Below are 15,640 nucleotides of genomic sequence, written 5' to 3'. Positions count from 1 at the left end.
CAGTTCAGCATCGGCATGTCGAACAAGCTGGGCGACTGGAACACCGACGCGACGATCACGCGCGTGCTGTCCTACGATGGCTTCGCATTCACCCTGGGCAACCGTTATCCCGACGGGTCGTTCTTCCAGGGCGGTACCCAGCCATGGGGCAACGGTATTCCCGGCTTCGGCTCGATGATCATCGGCAACAACGGCATCCGTACCCGCACGACGCAGGTGCTGCTGTCCGCCGAAAAGCCGTACACCCGCGAGTCCGGATGGAGCGCGAACTTCGCTTACACCTATACCCGCGCGAAGCAGAACCGCGACATCAAGGAACACTACTCGTTCGACGAGCCGACCATTTTCGACTACCCGTTCATCACCTCGAACGCGGCATCGAAACATCGCTTCGTGGCCACGGGCTCGGTCGACGGTCCTTGGGGCTTCAGCTTCTCGGCAAAGCTGACCCTGGCAACGCCGCTGCCGTGGAACGGCGTCGTCGGCTACGGCAACGGTTACATCTTCCCGACCGGCGAGGGTTCACGGCCGATGGCGTACATCCCCGAGGGTTCGAAGTTCCTCGTCGGCGGCAAGATCTGGGGTTATCGCGACCTGGACATCCAGGCAACGAAGGATTTCCCCATTGGCGAAGGCGACATGACGAAGTTCTACATCCGCTTCGACATCCTCAACGTCTTCAACTGGAAGAACTTCAACGACTACAACACGAACTTCGTCGTGAACGGCATGCCGAACACCAGCAACCCCGTCGTGTTCAACAAGAAGGGCAACATCCAGTTCGTGCCGCGCACGGCGCGCTTCACGGCTGGCTTCAAGTTCTAAGCGCTTCACCGGCGCAACCGGCTCGCATGAACGGTTGCGCCGCCCTTGGCACCCGCGAGTCTCCCCGCGGGTGCCTCTCTTCTCCGCTGCGTGCGTCCCTGCCATGAGCTACGGCATCACCCATATCGTCGTCGTCGGCGGCGGAACCGCGGGCTGGATGGCCGCGTCCGCGCTGGCGCGCGTCCTCGGCAGGCAGGCCAGCGTCCGCCTGGTCGAGTCCGACGAGATCGGCATCGTCGGCGTAGGCGAGGCCACCGTGCCTCACATCAAGCTGTTCAATAACCTGCTCGGGCTCAACGAAGCCGAATTCGTCGCGCGCACGCAAGGGACGTTCAAGCTCGGTGTCCAGTTCCGCGACTGGGGCAGGCTGGGCGGCACTTACATCCATGGTTTCGGCGTCATGGGCCACGACGTGGGCCTCACGCCGTTCCATCAGTATTGGATCAAGGGACGGCTGGCGGGCCAGGCCGCCGACCTGCTCGATTATTCGGTGAATACCGTGGCGGCCTCGCGCGGCAAGTTCATGCCCGCGCCGACGGACGTCCCGTCCGGCAGTCCGCTCGGCGGCATCGGTTACGCCTACCATTTCGACGCCGCGCTGTACGCGCGTTTCCTCCGCGCCTACGGCGAGGCACGCGGCGTGCGCCGCACCGAGGGCAAGGTGCAGCATGTCGAGCTGCACCCCGAATCCGGTCACGTCTCCGCCGTGGTGCTCGCCGACGGAGAGCGAGTCGAGGGCGACCTCTTCATCGACTGCTCCGGCTTCCGCGGATTGCTGATCGAAGGCGCGCTACAGACGGGCTACGAGGAGTGGGGCCATTGGCTGCCCTGCGACCGCGCGCTTGCCGTGCCTTGCGAAAGAGTGGAGGCACCCACGCCGTACACGCGTTCCACCGCACGCGAGTCGGGCTGGCAGTGGCGCATTCCGCTCCAGCACCGCACCGGCAACGGTTATGTCTATTCGAGCAGCCATATCGGCGACGACGAGGCCGCGGCCAAATTGCTCGCCAACCTCGACGGGAAGGCGCTGGCAGATCCGCGCCCCCTGCGTTTCGTCACCGGCGTGCGCAGGAAGGCCTGGAACAGGAACGTGGTGGCCCTCGGGCTCGCCAGCGGCTTCATGGAGCCGCTGGAATCCACCAGCATCCACATGATCCAGATGGGCATCTCGCGGCTGCTCCAGCTGTTCCCGGCGAACGGGCAGATGGATCCCGTGCTCGCCGATCGTTACAACGCCCAGACCCGCTTCGAAGCCGAGCGCATCCGCGACTTCCTCGTGCTCCATTACAAAGCCACCACGCGCGACGATTCGCCGTTCTGGAATCACTGCCGGACCATGGCGATACCGGATTCGCTGCAAGCCTATATCGACCTGTTCCGGCACAGCGGCCGCTTCTTCCGCAACGCCGACGAGATGTTCGGCGTGGTCAGCTGGGTCCAGGTGATGATCGGCCAGGGCATCATGCCGCGGGGTTACGACCCGCTGGTGGACCAGATGCCGGACGAGGACCTGCCGAAGTTCCTTGCCGGCGTGCGCGACGTCGTTTCGAAAAACGTGGACCTCATGCCCAGCCACCAGCAGTTCATCGATCGCGAATGCCGCGCCCCGGCGGTGGCGGCCTGATGGTCCAGGCGATTGCCACGTGGCGGCCTGGTCCGTATGGTTCCAGACTCGACCAAGGCCCTCCGGGGCCTTTATCCGGCCTCGCGACGTAAACGTTTACGCAACCAGGATTCCGTTGTATGCAAGCCACGACCATCAAGCGCTTCGCCCTCGCCCTCGGTGTCACCCTCGCGTGCGCCACCCCCATGGCCATGGCAGAGAAGGAAACGGTGAAGGCGAAGCCCGCGGCCGCCGTCCGCATTCGCGACGTGCATCCGGTGCCGCCCATGATCGCGGACCTCGAGAAGCGCACCTTTCAATGGTTCTGGGACAGCGCCAACCCGGCCAACGGCCTCGTGCCCGACCACTACCCGACCAACTCCTTCGCCTCGATCGCCTCGGTGGGCTTCGGCCTCACGGCGTATGGCGTGGGTGCGGAACGCGGTTACATCACGCGCGAGCAGGCGGTGGAGCGCACGCTCGCCACGCTGCGCTTCTTCCACGACGCTCCGCAGAACGACTCGGAAGACGACGCCACCGGCTACAAGGGTTTCTTCTATCACTTCCTCAAGATGGATACAGGCACGCGCCATGACCGCTGGGTGGAGTTGTCCACCGTGGACACCACGCTCCTGCTCGGCGGCGTTCTGTTCGCACAGAGCTATTACGACCGCGACGATGCGAGGGAAAAGGAGATCCGCCAGCTTGCCGACGACATCTATCGCCGCGTCGACTGGACCTGGGCGCAGAACCACAAGCCGCTGATCAGCATGGGCTGGACGCCGGGCGGCAAGTTCATCCCGCACGACTGGGCGGGCTATAACGAAGGCATGCTCGTCTACATCCTTGCGCTCGGCTCGCCCACGCACGCCGTGGGCGACGATGCCTGGCCCGCCTGGACGAAGACGTACGACAGGACCTGGGGCGAGTTCCACGGCCAGACCTTCCTCAACTTCGCGCCGCTGTTCGGCCACCAGTTCACCCACACATGGGTCGATTTCCGTGGCATCCGCGACGACTGGAACAGGTCGCGCAACCTCGACTATTTCGAGAACAGCCGCCGGGCCACGTATTCGCAGCAGGCCTACGCCGTTGCCAATCCAGGGGGCTGGAAGGGCTATGGCAAGAACATCTGGGGCCTCAGCGCCAGCAACGGTCCGGGCGGCCTGATCATCAGGCAGGGCGACAAGGAACGCACGTTCTACGGCTATACCGCACGTGGCGCGGGCCGCGACTACGTCTCCGACGACGGCACCATCGTGCCGATGGCCGCCGGCGGCTCGATCGCCTTCGCGCCGGAGATCGTCATCCCGGCGCTGGAGGAGATGAAGAAGAAGTACGGCCAGTACATCTATACGAAGTACGGCTTCGTCGACGCCTTCAACCTCAGCTTCGACACGCGTACCGACCTGCGTACGGGCCGCCTCGTGCCTGGCTTCGGCTGGGCCGACACCGTGCACCTGGGCATCGACCAGGGCCCGATCGTGCTGATGATCGAGAACTACCGCAGCGAGTTCGTCTGGAACGTGATGAAGAAGAACCCGTACATCCGCAAGGGCCTCGAGCGCGCCGGCTTCACCGGCGGCTGGCTCGACGACGACACGGCCGCCAACCTGTGGTGAAGCGCGGCGCCCGCGGCCTCCGGACGGTTCTCACACTGGCCCTGGCCTGCGCGGGCCTCGCCGGCTGCGCGAAGCAGGAAGAGGGCACGCGCACGCTGCAGTTCTGGACGATCGGCCGCGAGGGCGAGGCCGTGGCGAAACTGCTGCCGGAGTTCGAGCGTGAACATCCCGGGCTGCACGTCGCCGTGCAGCAGTTGCCGCTGACGGCCGCTCACCAGAAGCTGCTTACCGCCTTTGCGGGCAATTCCACGCCGGACATCACCCAGCTCGGCAACACCTGGGTTCCGGAGATGGCGGCCCTGGGGGCGCTCGAGCCGCTCGATGCGCGGGTGGCCGCTTCGAAGGTGGTCGACAGGAACGATTACTTCCCTGCCATCTGGTCCACCAATGTCATCGATGGCGCGCTCTACGGCGTGCCCTGGTACGTCGACACACGCCTGCTGTTCTATCGCAAGGACCTGCTCGCGAAGGCCGGTTATGACCATCCGCCACGCGACTGGGCCGAATGGCAGGCGATGATGGCGAAGCTGTCGCAGCCGCCGGGCAAGACCTATGGCGCGCTGCTCCCGACCAACGAGTTCGAACAGCTGCTCGCGCTCGGCCTGCAGCAGGACGAGCCGCTGCTGCGCGACGACTACCGCTATGGCAATTTTCGCAGCGCAGGGTTCAGGAAGGCGCTGGCGTTCTACGTCTCGATATTCAAGCAGCAGCAGGCGCCGATGATGACCAACGTCGGCATCGGCAATCCCTGGGCCGCGTTCGGCCAGGGCTTCTTCACGTTCTACCTCTCCGGACCCTGGAACATCGGGGAGTTCCGCAAGCGCCTGCCGCCTGGGCAGCAGGACGACTGGAGCACGACGCCGCTGCCCGGCCCGAACGGGCCCGGTGCGTCGAACGCGGGCGGCTCGAGCCTCGTGATCTATCGCGCGTCGAAGCACAAGGACGATGCCTGGGCATTGATCGAGTTCCTGTCGCGCCCGGAGGTGCAGGACCGCTTTTACGAGATCCTCGGCGACATGCCGCCGAGGCGCTCTTCCTGGGAAGCACCCGCGCTGAAGAACGACGACAAGGCGACCGCGTTCCGCGAGCAGCTGGAGCGCGTGAAACCCACGCCGCCGATCGCCGAGTGGGAGCGTATCGTCACCGAGATGCAGCTCGTGGCGGCACAGGCCGCCCATGGCGACCTTACCGTCGACCAGGCCGCGGCCGAGATGGACCGCCGCGCCGACCGTCTCCTCGAAAAGCGCCGCTGGATGCTGGACCACGGCCACAAGGCATCGCCATGAACACGTCCCGTGCCGCCTGGTGGTTCATCACGCCCGCCCTGATCGTCCTCGGGCTGTTCTTCCTGCTGCCGGTCGCGGCCGCGCTGGTGCTTTCGCTCACCGACTACGATCTCTACGCGCTGGCGGACATACGCAACCTGCGCTTCGTCGCCCTCGAGAACTACTGGAGCTTGCTGCAACGGCCGCTGTTCTGGTCGGCCCTGGGCCATACGGTCTATTTCGTGGTGGTGGGCGTGCCGCTGTCGATGCTCGCCTCACTGGGCGCCGCCATGCTGCTGAACTCGCCGCTGGCCCGCTTCAAGGCCTTCTTCCGCACGGCGCTGTTCGCGCCGGTGGTGACCACCGTCGTCGCGGTCGCGGTGATCTGGCGCTACCTTTTCAACACCAAGTACGGGCTGGTGAACTACGTGCTCGATTCGGTCGGTATTCCTACCGTGGACTGGCTGGGCGATCCGCACTGGGCGATGCCCACGATCATCCTCTTCGCCGTGTGGAAGAACTTCGGCTACAACATGATCATCTTCATGGCGGGCCTCCAGGCGATCCCGGGCGATCTCTACGAGGCCGCGCGCATCGACGGCGCCTCGGCCTTCGCGCAGTTCCGCCACATCACCTTGCCGATGCTCAAGCCGATGATGGTGATGGTGAGCATCCTCACCGTGTCGGGCTATTTCCAGTTGTTCGCGGAACCCTACGTGATGACCGAGGGGGGTCCGCTGCAGAGCACCACCTCGGTGCTTTACCTGATGTACGAGGAAGGCTTCAAGTGGTGGAACCTCGGCTCGGCCTCGGCCGTGGCCTTCATCCTCTTCGTTATCATGTTCATCGTCACCGCGTCGATACTCCGCCTGTCGAAGCAGGGAGCCCCGGCATGAGCCCGCGCGCCGCGAAAGCGCTGATCAACGGCCTGCTGGCCGGTGCGGCGGTCGTCGCGATCGCGCCGCTGCTTTACATGGTCTCGGTGTCCTTCATGCCGCAGGGACAGGCAAGCTCGTTGCCGCCACCCGTATTCCCGACGAACGCGACGCTGGCCAACTACCGTCAGCTGTTCATGAACGCAGGCATGGGTCGGTACCTGTTCAACAGCCTGTTGATCTCCACGTCGATCACGCTGATCTCGCTGGCGTTCAACCTCATGGCGGGCTATGCCTTCGCCAAGCTGGAGTTCAGGGGCAGGCAGCGGATCTTCCAGGTGCTGCTGGGCGCACTGGTGATCCCCGCACAGGTGGCGATGCTTCCGCTGTTCCTTCTGCTGAAGTACATGGGCCTGGTCAATACCTACGGCGCGGTGATCGTGCCCGCGCTGGCGACGATCTTCGGCATCTTCCTCGTGCGTCAGTATGCGAGCGGCATTCCGAACGACCTCATGGAGGCGGCACGGATCGACGGTGCCGGCGAGTTCCGCATCTTCGCCACCATCGTGATGCCCTTGCTGAAACCGATCATGGTGACCCTGGCCATCTTCACCTTCCTGGCCGCGTGGAACGACTTCATGTGGCCGCTGATCGCCTTGACCGGGCAGGAGCATTACACGCTGCCCATCGCGCTGGCCTCGCTCTCGCGCGAGCACGTGCAGGACAGCGAACTGATGATGGCCGGCTCGGTCGTCACCATCCTGCCAGTGCTGGTGCTGTTCCTCGCCTTGCAGCGTTACTACCTCGAAGGCTTGCTGCTCGGCAGCGTCAAGGGCTGAACGTTATGACGGGTCTCCGTAGGAGCGCGCCCTGCGCGCGACATCTTTTCGCGAAGAGCGACTGGTCGTGTGGCTCCCGGCCCCCATGGCGTCGCGCGCAGGGCGCGGTCCTACAGGGTCTTTCCGCCGCTGCACTGTTGGTCTCTTCCTGCGTGCACGCAAGTGTCCTCGATGCTTTCGACACGACGACGGGCTGGCAAGCTACGCATACCGATGACGTCTCTGCGAGCCTGCGTGCCGTGCCCGGCAAGACCGGGCAAGCCATCTGCCTCGACTACGACTTCAACGGCGTGTCCGGCGCGGCCTCGATCCGCAAGACGCTGCCCGTGGATTTTCCCGCCGGCTTCGCGCTCGGCTTCGACGTGCGCGGCGCGATGCCGCCGAATACCTTGCAGCTGAAGTTCATCGACGACAGCGGCGACAACGTGTGGTGGTACCAGAGGCCCTCGTTCGTTCCGACGGCGAACTGGCAGACGATCGAGGCGACGAGCCGGCAGGTCGAGTTCGCCTGGGGACCGGTCAAGGACCGTACCTTGCGCCACACCCGTGAAGTGGAGTTCGTGATCTACAAGGAGGCGCCGAGCTTCCCACAGGCGCAGGATCGCGGCGAAGTCTGCTTCGACAATCTCCACATCGTCGCTCGCGAGCCTGAATCCGTTCCCGCACCGCCACCCACGCCGAACGCCGTCTTCGAAGCGCGTGCGAAGCAGGTTCGTCGCGGGCTTTACCCGCGCGGCTTCTCCGGCGAGCAATCCTACTGGACGATCGTGGGCGTCGACGGCGGCAGCCGCGATTCGGCGCTCATCTCCGAAGATGGCGCCGTCGAGATTTCCCGCGGCAGCTTTTCGATCGAACCCTTCCTCATCGACGGCGGAAAGCTGCTCACCTGGGCGGACGTGAAGGCCAGCCAGTCGCTGCGCGACCGCTACCTGCCCATCCCGTCGGTACGCTGGGAGGCTGGTCAACTGGCACTCACGACGACGCCCTTCGCTCAGGGCGAACCCGGACGCTCGCAACTGGTGGTGAGCTACCGGGTCGCGAACGATGGCGATGCCGCACGCGAGGTGACCCTCGCCCTGGCGGCGCGCCCCTTCCAAGTGAATCCGCCGACACAGTTCCTCAACGCACCGGGCGGCACGAGCCGCATCGACGAGCTGACCTGGGACGGTCATGCGCTCACGGTCAACGGCGCGCGCAAGATCGTGCCGCTTCAACGCACCACGAGCTTCGTCGCCAGCACCGACCGGCCGAAGACGCTCAGCGAGCGACTCGACTCGGGCGAACGTCCCACGGTGGCGTTGCTCCATGACGATGCGGGCTTCGCGCAGGGAGCGCTGCTTTACGACCTGCACGTTCCGGCGCACGGGCATGTCGACCTCGGCGTGGTGATACCGGCGGATCCCGGCCAACCGGTCGTGGTGCCACCGGACGCCGGCGCATGGCTGGCCGCGCATGCCGATGCCGTTGCGACGACTTGGCGCGAGAAGCTGGACCGCGTGACGATCGAGGTACCGCCGAAAGCACAGCCGATCGTCGACACGATGAAGAGCGGCGTCGCGCAGATCCTGATGTCGCGCGATGGCCCGGCCTTGCAACCGGGCACGCGGTCCTATTCGCGCACCTGGGTGCGCGACGGTGCGATGATGCTCGAAGGCCTGCTTCGTACGGGGCACGAGGATGTCGCCCGCGAGTTCATCCGCTGGTACGCGCCGCACCAGTTCTCGAACGGCAAGGTGCCGTGTTGCGTCGATGCACGCGGTTCCGATCCGGTGCCGGAAAACGACAGCCATGGCGAACTCGTCTTCAGCGTGGCGGAGCTCTGGCGTTACACGCACGACCGCGCGACCGTGGAGGCGCTCTATCCGCATGTACGCAAGGCCGTGGCTTACATGGACTCCCTCCGCGCCAGCGAGCGGCAGCCTTCGCGCCTCGGCGGGCCGGACCGCGCGCTTTACGGCCTCATGCCCGCGTCGATCAGCCATGAAGGCTATTCGGCCAAGCCGATGCACTCCTACTGGGACGACTTCTGGGCACTCAAGGGTTACGACGACGCGGTCGAACTCGCGAAAGCCCTCGGGAACGAAGGCGACGTCACGGCGTTCGCCGCCTCGCGCGATCAGTTCCGCGCCGACCTGCATGCCTCCATCGTCGCGGCAGTGAAGGCGAAGGGCATCGACTTCATCCCCGGATCCGCCGAGCTGGGTGATTTCGACGCCACGTCGACCACCATCGCGCTGTCGCCAGGTGACGAGCAATCCCGCCTGCCGAAGAAGCTGCTCGACAACACCTTCGAGAAGTACTGGCAGGGCTTCGTGGCACGGCGCGATGGGAAGACCGCCTGGAGGGACTACACGCCCTACGAACTTCGGACCGTCGCAAGCTTTATCCGCCTGGGTTGGCGAGACCGGCTCGACGAGCTTCTCGCCTTCTTCTTCGCCGATCGTCGACCGGCCGCGTGGAACCAGTGGGCGGAGGTCGTGGGCCGCGAGCCCCGCGAGCCACGCTTCGTCGGCGACATGCCGCATGCGTGGATCGCCTCCGACTACGTGCGCTCGGCGCTGGACATGTTCGCGTACGACCGCGATGCCGATGGGGCTCTGGTGATCGCCGCCGGCGTGCAGCCGGCGTGGTTCGAAGGCGAGGGGATCGCTATCCGCAACCTGCGCACGCCTTACGGCCGCTTCGGTTACACGCTGAAAGCGAAGAACGGCGAAGCGCTGCTGACCGTGACGCAGCCGGTGACGCCACCGGGCGGCATCGTTCTTTCGTTACCGTCCGGCGAGGTAAAGCTGCCCCCGGGGAAAGCCACCCTCCGCAAGCACTTGTAGGAGCGCGCCTTGCGCGCGACGCCTTTGGGCCGTGAGCAACAGGGCCTGTTGCTCTTCGCGAAAAGATGTCGCGCGCAGGCGCGCTCCTACGATGGGTGGTCTGGGGTCAGTGGGTGGCTACGCGGGTGCGGAGGAGGGCGTCGACCGCCTGCTGCCATTCAGCGGAGCCGGGCTGGCTCTGCGGCGCTTCCTGGCCCAGCTTGCGGTTCACCGCCTGGTTCCATTCCTCGCTGCCGGCCTTGGGACCGTGCCCGTCGTCGCTGACGGCAAGGGTCTGGTCCACCCAGGCGTACCACTCGGGCGAACCGAGCGCCGCGTTGGCCGGCGCCGTCTTCCCCGGCGCCGGTGAAGCGGCCGTGGACGCCGCCGCCGGGGTGGCGGCGGGCGCGGAGGGCTCCGAATGCGAGCAGGCCGCGATGATGAAGGCAACCGTTAGCGGGACAGCCGTGAGGATAAAGCGCATGGTCGATGAAATCCTTTGCTTACGTGCCAATGCTACGAACCCCTACCCGTCCCCTGGCTAAACGCCTAGGGGAACTTCCGGCATCCGTTCAGCTTCGGGCGGCCACTTCGTCGATATGGCGGAGCAGGTCGGCGGGGTCTTCGAAGACCCGGTAGGCGCCTGCGCGCTCCAGTTCGTTCTCCCCGTAGCCGCCTGAAAGCAAGCCTATGCCGAGGGCCCGGGCGCGTTGGGCGGCGAGCATGTCCCAGATGGCATCGCCGATCACCATGGCCTCCCGGATGTCGGTACCAAGCCGGTGCGCCGCGGTGACGAAGAGGTCGGGATCGGGCTTGGCGTGACGGACCTGGTCACGGGTCACGACCGGCACCTTGGCCGGATCGACGCCGAGGGCCGCGATATTGTGGGCTGCCGTTTCCATCCGTCCGGATGTGGCAATGGCCCAGGGAATCTTCGCGTCGGTGAGCCAGGCCAGCAGCTCCACGGCACCGGGCAGGGGCTTGACGGCACCGGCCTCGGCCAGGCGGCCATAGGCCGCCGCATGGTTGCGCCGCAGGCGATCGATGCGCTCCGGTGTGATCTCGGTACCGGTCTCGCGCAGCAGGATGTCGGTGAACAGGCCACCGCTCATGCCGATCTTGCGGTGGATGCGCCACACGGAGAGGTCGATCCCCTCCATGTCGAGTGATTCCTTCCAGGCGAGCACGTGCTGGTAAACGCTGTCGACCAGGGTGCCGTCGAGGTCGAAGAGAAAGGCATGTTTTTGTCGGGACATGCCTATCAGATTACAGCCTCATGGGTGGCTTGTCGCGAGCACCCTTCGCGCGCTGGCGCGCGAAGGGTGTTCGCCGGGTCGTCAGAACTTGCCCGCACGAAAATCCGCGATGGCCTCATGAATCTGCGCCGGCGTGTTCATGACGAACGGACCGTACCGCGCGACCGGCTCGGCCAGCGGACGGCCGGCGACGAGCAGGACACGAGCCGGACGGTCAGCCGTGAATTTCACTGTGTCGCCCTTCGAAAGGACGGCCAGTTCGCTACGCGTCACCGGCTCGCTCGCGATCATGGCCGACTCGCCGTCGAACACGTAAGCGAAAGCGCTGTGTCCTTCGGGAAGCGCAAGGTCGAAGCGTGCGCCGGCATCCAGCGCGATATCCAGATAGACGGGCTCCGTGCTGATCCCGCTGACCGGACCCTTCGCGCCGGCGAGTTCACCGGCCACCACGCGCACGGTCACCCCTTCCGCCGGATGCACGACGGGAATCGCTGCCGGCGGAATGTCCTGGTAGCGCGGTTCCACCATCTTGTCCGCGGCGGGCAGGTTCACCCATAGCTGGAAGCCCCACATGAGGCCTTCCTCCTGCTGCGGCATTTCGGAATGCAGGATGCCGCGGCCAGCGGTCATCCACTGCACGCTGCCCGGGCCAAGATCGCCGCGATTGCCGTGGTTGTCGCCGTGTTGCATGCGGCCGGCGAGCATGTAGGTCACGGTCTCGAAGCCGCGGTGCGGATGCTCGGGGAATCCTTCGATGTAGTCGCCGGCCTGGTCGGAGCGGAATTCGTCCAGCAGCAGGAACGGATCCAGCATGTCCAGCGCCGGCTGGCCGATCACGCGCTTGAGCTTGACGCCTGCGCCGTCGGACGTGTCCATGCCGCGTACGCGGCGGGTGATGTGGCGTTGTGTGGTCATGGCTGGCTCCTTTGGTTGGCGCAAAGATGCCGCCAGTCGGGCCGCCGGCCAAGGTGCGCGACGCGAACGATGCGTTTCGGCGACGGCACGTGAGCGACGCCGGGCTTCTTCAGTGGACCCAGTGGCCTGCGCGATGGCGGGGCGGGCCTTCCTCGCCTTCAACGCGGGGGCGGGTGAGGGCCTGGAGCTCGGCTTCGGTGGGTGGGGTCTCGCGCCAGTAGTCGCCGACGGCGTTGAGCACCTCGGGCAACTGGCCCAGGCACTCGTCGTATTCCTCGTCGGTGAGTTTTTCGAACTCCGCATCCGCCTGGAGCACGCCCTCATCCACCGCCAGGGCCATGATGGGTCCGAGCAGCTGCATCAGCGTGGGGTCCTCGGCGAGGCGGTTCTCCCACAGCTGCGCGCGCATGTCGATGCCGCGGCTGAAGCCCTCGCACCAGCCGGCCGCCGACAACAGCGGGCCTTCCTCGGTGTCGACCTCGCCCAGGATCGGCTCGTAGGCGTCGACGTCGAGCTCCGCGATGATGGAATCGTTGAGCTTCGCCAGCAGCGCCAGGACGCGGTTGCCTTCGTCCTCGTCGTCGAAGGCGTCATGCAGCACTTCGTGCAGCCATTCCTCCGGCTTTACCTCGAGCGGACCGATGGCGACCGCCGAGAGCAACCCGTGCACGCCGTCGAGCATGAGGTCGCCGTCGCCACCGTGCGCGCGCAGGTAGGTATCGAGTTCTTCGAGTTCCTTATCGTCGAGGGAACTCGGCCATTCGGACTTCGGTGTATTCAAAGGTTCAACTCCAGCGCGACAGGCGCATGGTCGGACGGCTGTTCCCACTTCCGCGGCGCCTTGTCGATGATCGACGAGGTCGCGACGGATTTGAGCGCATCGCTGATCAAGATGAGGTCGATCCGCAGGCCCATGTTGCGACGGAAGGCTGCTTGGCGATAGTCCCACCAGCTGAAAAGACCGGCATCTTCTGTGAAAAGACGGAAACTGTCATGAAGACCGACATCCAACAGCGCCTGCAGTGCGGCACGTTCAGGCGGCGAGCAGAAAATGTCCTCGCCCCAGGCCACCGGATCGTACACGTCGCGGTCGTCGCGGCAGATGTTGAAATCGCCGAGAACCACCAGCTTGGGGTGCCGCGCGATCTCGCCGGCGAGGAAGTCACGCACCTTCGCCAGCCAGTGCAGCTTGTACGTGTACTTCTCGTCCCCGATCGCCTTGCCGTTCACGACATACAGGTTCACGACGCGGATGTCGCCGACCGTGGCGGCCAGGATCCGCCGCTGCGGATCGTCCAGGCCCTCGATGTCGGTGACGGCATCGGAAGGCTCCTCGCGCGCGAGGATGGCGACGCCGTTATAAGTCTTCTGTCCCGAGAACACGGCGCGATAGCCCATGGCCGCAATCTCGTCGACGGGAAACTTCTCGTCGACGATCTTGGTTTCCTGCAGGGCGACGATGTCCGGCTGCGCTTCCGCCAGCCATTGCTGGAGATGGGGCAGCCGGACCTTGAGCGAGTTGACGTTCCATGACGCGATCTTCATCGCGCCATTGTAAAGGACACGGTCAGGCCAGTCCGTAACTCTTCAGCAGGGCGTCCGGCCGCGGCTCGCGGCCGCGGAAGGCCTTGAACGACTCCAGGGCCGGCCGGGTGGCACCCACGGCCAGCACTTCCTTGCGGAAACGCTCGCCCGTGGCGCGGTCGAGCACGCCAGCTTCCTCGAAGGCCTCGAACGCGTCGGCGGAAAGAACTTCCGCCCACAGGTAGCTGTAATACCCCGCCGAGTAGCCGCCGGCGAAGATGTGGGTGAAGGCGTGCGGGAAGCGCTGCCATGCCGGCGGATGGAGGACCGCGACCTCGCGGCGCACCTCCTCCAGCACATCGAGGGGCCGGGCGCCCTTCGCCGGGTCGTACTCCAGGTGCAGGCGGAAGTCGAACAGACCGAATTCCAACTGGCGCACCAGGAACAGCCCCGCGTGGAAGTGCCGGGCATCGAGCATGCGCTGGTACAGCTCGTCGGGCAGGGGCTCCCCGGTCTGGTAGTGGCGGGCGAAGGAGCGCAGCGCGTCGCGATCCCAGGCAAAGTTCTCCATGAACTGGCTGGGCAGTTCGACGGCATCCCATTCCACGCCGTCGATCCCGCCCACCGAGGGAATATCCACCTCGGTCAGCATGTGGTGCAGGCCATGGCCGAATTCGTGGAACAGGGTCAGCACGTCGTCATGCGTGAGCAGCGCGGGCACGCCTTCGGTCGGCGGGGGGAAATTGCAGGTGAGGAAGGCGACGGGCAGCTGCAGCCGGTCCCCGTCGCGGAAGCGGGCCGCGCACACGTCCATCCACGCGCCGCCGCGCTTGCCCGAGCGGGCGTAGAGATCGAGGTAGGCGCCCGCGAAGACGCGCCCTTCGGCATCGATCAGGTCGTAATAGTTGACGTCCTTATGCCAGGTGTCGACGTCGTCGCGCGGGGCGAAGCGGATGCCATAGAGGCGTTCCACGACCATGAGCAGGCCGTCGATGGCGGCGGACGCCGGGAAGTACGGCTTGATCTGTTCCTCGTCGAGCGCATAGCGGCGCTGGCGCAGGCGCTCGGCGGCGAAGGCGATGTCCCAGGGTTCGAGGTTGTCGATCTTCAGTTCTTCGGTGGCGAAGCGGCGCAATTCGTCAAGTTCCTTGCGCGCCACCGGCTTGGCGCGGGCGGAAAGGTCGCGGAGGAAAGTGAGGACGACCTCGGGCGAGCCGGCCATCTTGGTCGCGAGGGATTCCTCGGCGGCGTTGGCGAAACCGAGCAGCTGGGCCGCCTCGTGACGCAAGGCGACGATCTTCTCGATGCGCTCCGAATTGTCGAACTTCCCCTTGCCCGGGCCCTGGTCGGATGCACGCGTCTGGTAGGCGTAGTAGACCGCCTCGCGCAGCTCGCGCTTCTCGGCGTACGTGAGCACCGCCTGCACGCTGGGCTGCTTCAGGGTCACCAGGAAGCCCTCGAGGTTTTCCTCGCGCGCGTACTCGCGCAGCACGGCACGGCCCGACGCCGGGATGCCGGCAAGGTCACGCTCGTCGGTGATGTGCTGGTGCCAGGCTTCGGTGGCGTCGAGCACCGCGTTCGAGAACTCGGTGGTCAGGCGCGAAAGCTCCACGCCGATTTCACGGAAACGGCTGCGCGCGGGCTCTTCCAGCGCCACGCCCGAGAGACGGAAATCGCGGAGGGCGTGGTCGACCGCCGCGCGGGCGGCCACGGGAAGGGAGCGAAAATCGTCGCGGTCGGCCACCGCCTGCACGGCGGCGTAGAGATCGCGGTTCTGGCCGATCTCGATACCCAGGTCGGTGAGCTTCTCCTCGGCGTTGCCGTGCGCCTTGCGCAGGGCCTCGGAGTCCGCCACCGAATGGAGGTGGCTGACCGGCGCCCAGGCGCGCGCCAGGGCCTGATCGAGGCGCTCCTGGGCGAGCATCACGTGCTCGAAATCGCGTACCCCGCCGGGGGCGGCGATGCGCTGGATGGTGGCCCGCTGCTCCGCCGCGAGGGCGTCGATGGCCGGTTCCACGTGCTCGGGCCGGATGGCCGAGAAGGCGGGAAGGCCATTGGGGTCGAGCAAGGGGTTGGTAGGGGTGTCCATGGCTGATCTCCTGTCAGGCA

The 15,640-nt window shown here is 65.9% G+C and carries 12 protein-coding genes and 1 pseudogene; 7 read left to right on the top strand and 6 right to left on the bottom strand.

The annotated features are described in order from the left end of the window. The 7 genes and pseudogenes from ACR9ZH_RS16320 to ACR9ZH_RS16290 all read left to right on the top strand — a co-directional run. Positions 1-825: pseudogene (locus ACR9ZH_RS16320) on the top strand (hypothetical protein); the annotation flags it as partial. 103 nt (positions 826-928) lie between these two features. Continuing rightward, a complete protein-coding gene (locus ACR9ZH_RS16315) occupies positions 929-2,449 on the top strand; it encodes a tryptophan halogenase family protein (protein ID WP_481291813.1) in 1,521 nt (506 codons plus the stop codon). A gap of 119 nt (positions 2,450-2,568) precedes the next feature. After that, complete coding sequence (locus tag ACR9ZH_RS16310; RefSeq protein WP_481291812.1) at positions 2,569-4,050, top strand: glucoamylase family protein; 1,482 nt, start codon at positions 2,569-2,571, stop codon at positions 4,048-4,050. Beyond that, on the top strand, positions 4,047-5,336 hold the full coding sequence (locus ACR9ZH_RS16305; protein ID WP_481291811.1) for a sugar ABC transporter substrate-binding protein: 1,290 nt from the start codon (positions 4,047-4,049) through the stop codon (positions 5,334-5,336). The genes ACR9ZH_RS16310 and ACR9ZH_RS16305 overlap by 4 nt, the downstream gene beginning before the upstream one ends. Continuing rightward, positions 5,333-6,211, top strand: coding sequence for a carbohydrate ABC transporter permease (locus ACR9ZH_RS16300; RefSeq protein ID WP_481291810.1), 879 nt, complete (start codon positions 5,333-5,335; stop codon positions 6,209-6,211). The genes ACR9ZH_RS16305 and ACR9ZH_RS16300 overlap by 4 nt, the downstream gene beginning before the upstream one ends. Beyond that, positions 6,208-7,029 (top strand): carbohydrate ABC transporter permease, encoded by an 822-nt coding sequence (locus tag ACR9ZH_RS16295; protein WP_481291809.1) that lies wholly within the window; start codon positions 6,208-6,210, stop codon positions 7,027-7,029. The genes ACR9ZH_RS16300 and ACR9ZH_RS16295 overlap by 4 nt, the downstream gene beginning before the upstream one ends. A gap of 152 nt (positions 7,030-7,181) precedes the next feature. Continuing rightward, positions 7,182-9,857, top strand: a complete 2,676-nt coding sequence (locus ACR9ZH_RS16290) for a discoidin domain-containing protein (RefSeq protein WP_481291808.1) — start codon at positions 7,182-7,184, stop codon at positions 9,855-9,857. Positions 9,858-9,963: 106 nt separating this feature from the next. Here the strand turns inward: ACR9ZH_RS16290 and ACR9ZH_RS16285 are convergent, their stop codons facing one another. The 6 genes from ACR9ZH_RS16285 to ACR9ZH_RS16260 all read right to left on the bottom strand — a co-directional run bounded on the left by ACR9ZH_RS16285 (position 9,964) and on the right by ACR9ZH_RS16260 (position 15,620). Continuing rightward, the gene (locus ACR9ZH_RS16285) at positions 9,964-10,320 is read right to left on the bottom strand and encodes a hypothetical protein (RefSeq protein WP_481291807.1); all 357 of its coding nucleotides are present in this window, start codon (positions 10,318-10,320) and stop codon (positions 9,964-9,966) included. A gap of 88 nt (positions 10,321-10,408) precedes the next feature. After that, entirely contained in the window at positions 10,409-11,092 is a 684-nt protein-coding gene (locus ACR9ZH_RS16280; protein ID WP_481291806.1) for an HAD family hydrolase, read from the bottom strand. Positions 11,093-11,173: 81 nt separating this feature from the next. Then, entirely contained in the window at positions 11,174-12,007 is an 834-nt protein-coding gene (locus ACR9ZH_RS16275) for a pirin family protein (RefSeq protein ID WP_481291805.1), read from the bottom strand. Positions 12,008-12,116: 109 nt separating this feature from the next. Continuing rightward, positions 12,117-12,788, bottom strand: a complete 672-nt coding sequence (locus tag ACR9ZH_RS16270) for a YecA/YgfB family protein (RefSeq protein WP_481291804.1) — start codon at positions 12,786-12,788, stop codon at positions 12,117-12,119. Beyond that, positions 12,785-13,552 carry an exodeoxyribonuclease III gene (xth, locus tag ACR9ZH_RS16265; protein ID WP_481291803.1) on the bottom strand — a complete coding sequence of 256 codons (768 nt, stop codon included), beginning with the start codon at positions 13,550-13,552 and terminating at the stop codon, positions 12,785-12,787. The genes ACR9ZH_RS16270 and xth overlap by 4 nt, the downstream gene beginning before the upstream one ends. A gap of 22 nt (positions 13,553-13,574) precedes the next feature. Next, the gene (locus tag ACR9ZH_RS16260) at positions 13,575-15,620 is read right to left on the bottom strand and encodes a M3 family metallopeptidase (protein ID WP_481291802.1); all 2,046 of its coding nucleotides are present in this window, start codon (positions 15,618-15,620) and stop codon (positions 13,575-13,577) included. Between the last annotated feature and the right edge of the window lie 20 nt (positions 15,621-15,640).

This window comes from Luteibacter sp. SVR4-7G (genome assembly GCF_056755555.1).
This window is presented reverse-complemented; position numbering and strand designations above follow the sequence as displayed.

Coding starts and splice junctions, on each gene's coding strand:
- ACR9ZH_RS16315 (WP_481291813.1), top strand. CDS start 929: ATGAGCTACGGCATCACCCATATCGTCGTCGTCGGCGGCGGAACCGCG.
- ACR9ZH_RS16310 (WP_481291812.1), top strand. CDS start 2,569: ATGCAAGCCACGACCATCAAGCGCTTCGCCCTCGCCCTCGGTGTCACC.
- ACR9ZH_RS16300 (WP_481291810.1), top strand. CDS start 5,333: ATGAACACGTCCCGTGCCGCCTGGTGGTTCATCACGCCCGCCCTGATC.
- ACR9ZH_RS16295 (WP_481291809.1), top strand. CDS start 6,208: ATGAGCCCGCGCGCCGCGAAAGCGCTGATCAACGGCCTGCTGGCCGGT.
- ACR9ZH_RS16285 (WP_481291807.1), bottom strand. CDS start 10,320: ATGCGCTTTATCCTCACGGCTGTCCCGCTAACGGTTGCCTTCATCATC.
- ACR9ZH_RS16280 (WP_481291806.1), bottom strand. CDS start 11,092: ATGTCCCGACAAAAACATGCCTTTCTCTTCGACCTCGACGGCACCCTG.
- ACR9ZH_RS16275 (WP_481291805.1), bottom strand. CDS start 12,007: ATGACCACACAACGCCACATCACCCGCCGCGTACGCGGCATGGACACG.
- xth (WP_481291803.1), bottom strand. CDS start 13,552: ATGAAGATCGCGTCATGGAACGTCAACTCGCTCAAGGTCCGGCTGCCC.
- ACR9ZH_RS16260 (WP_481291802.1), bottom strand. CDS start 15,620: ATGGACACCCCTACCAACCCCTTGCTCGACCCCAATGGCCTTCCCGCC.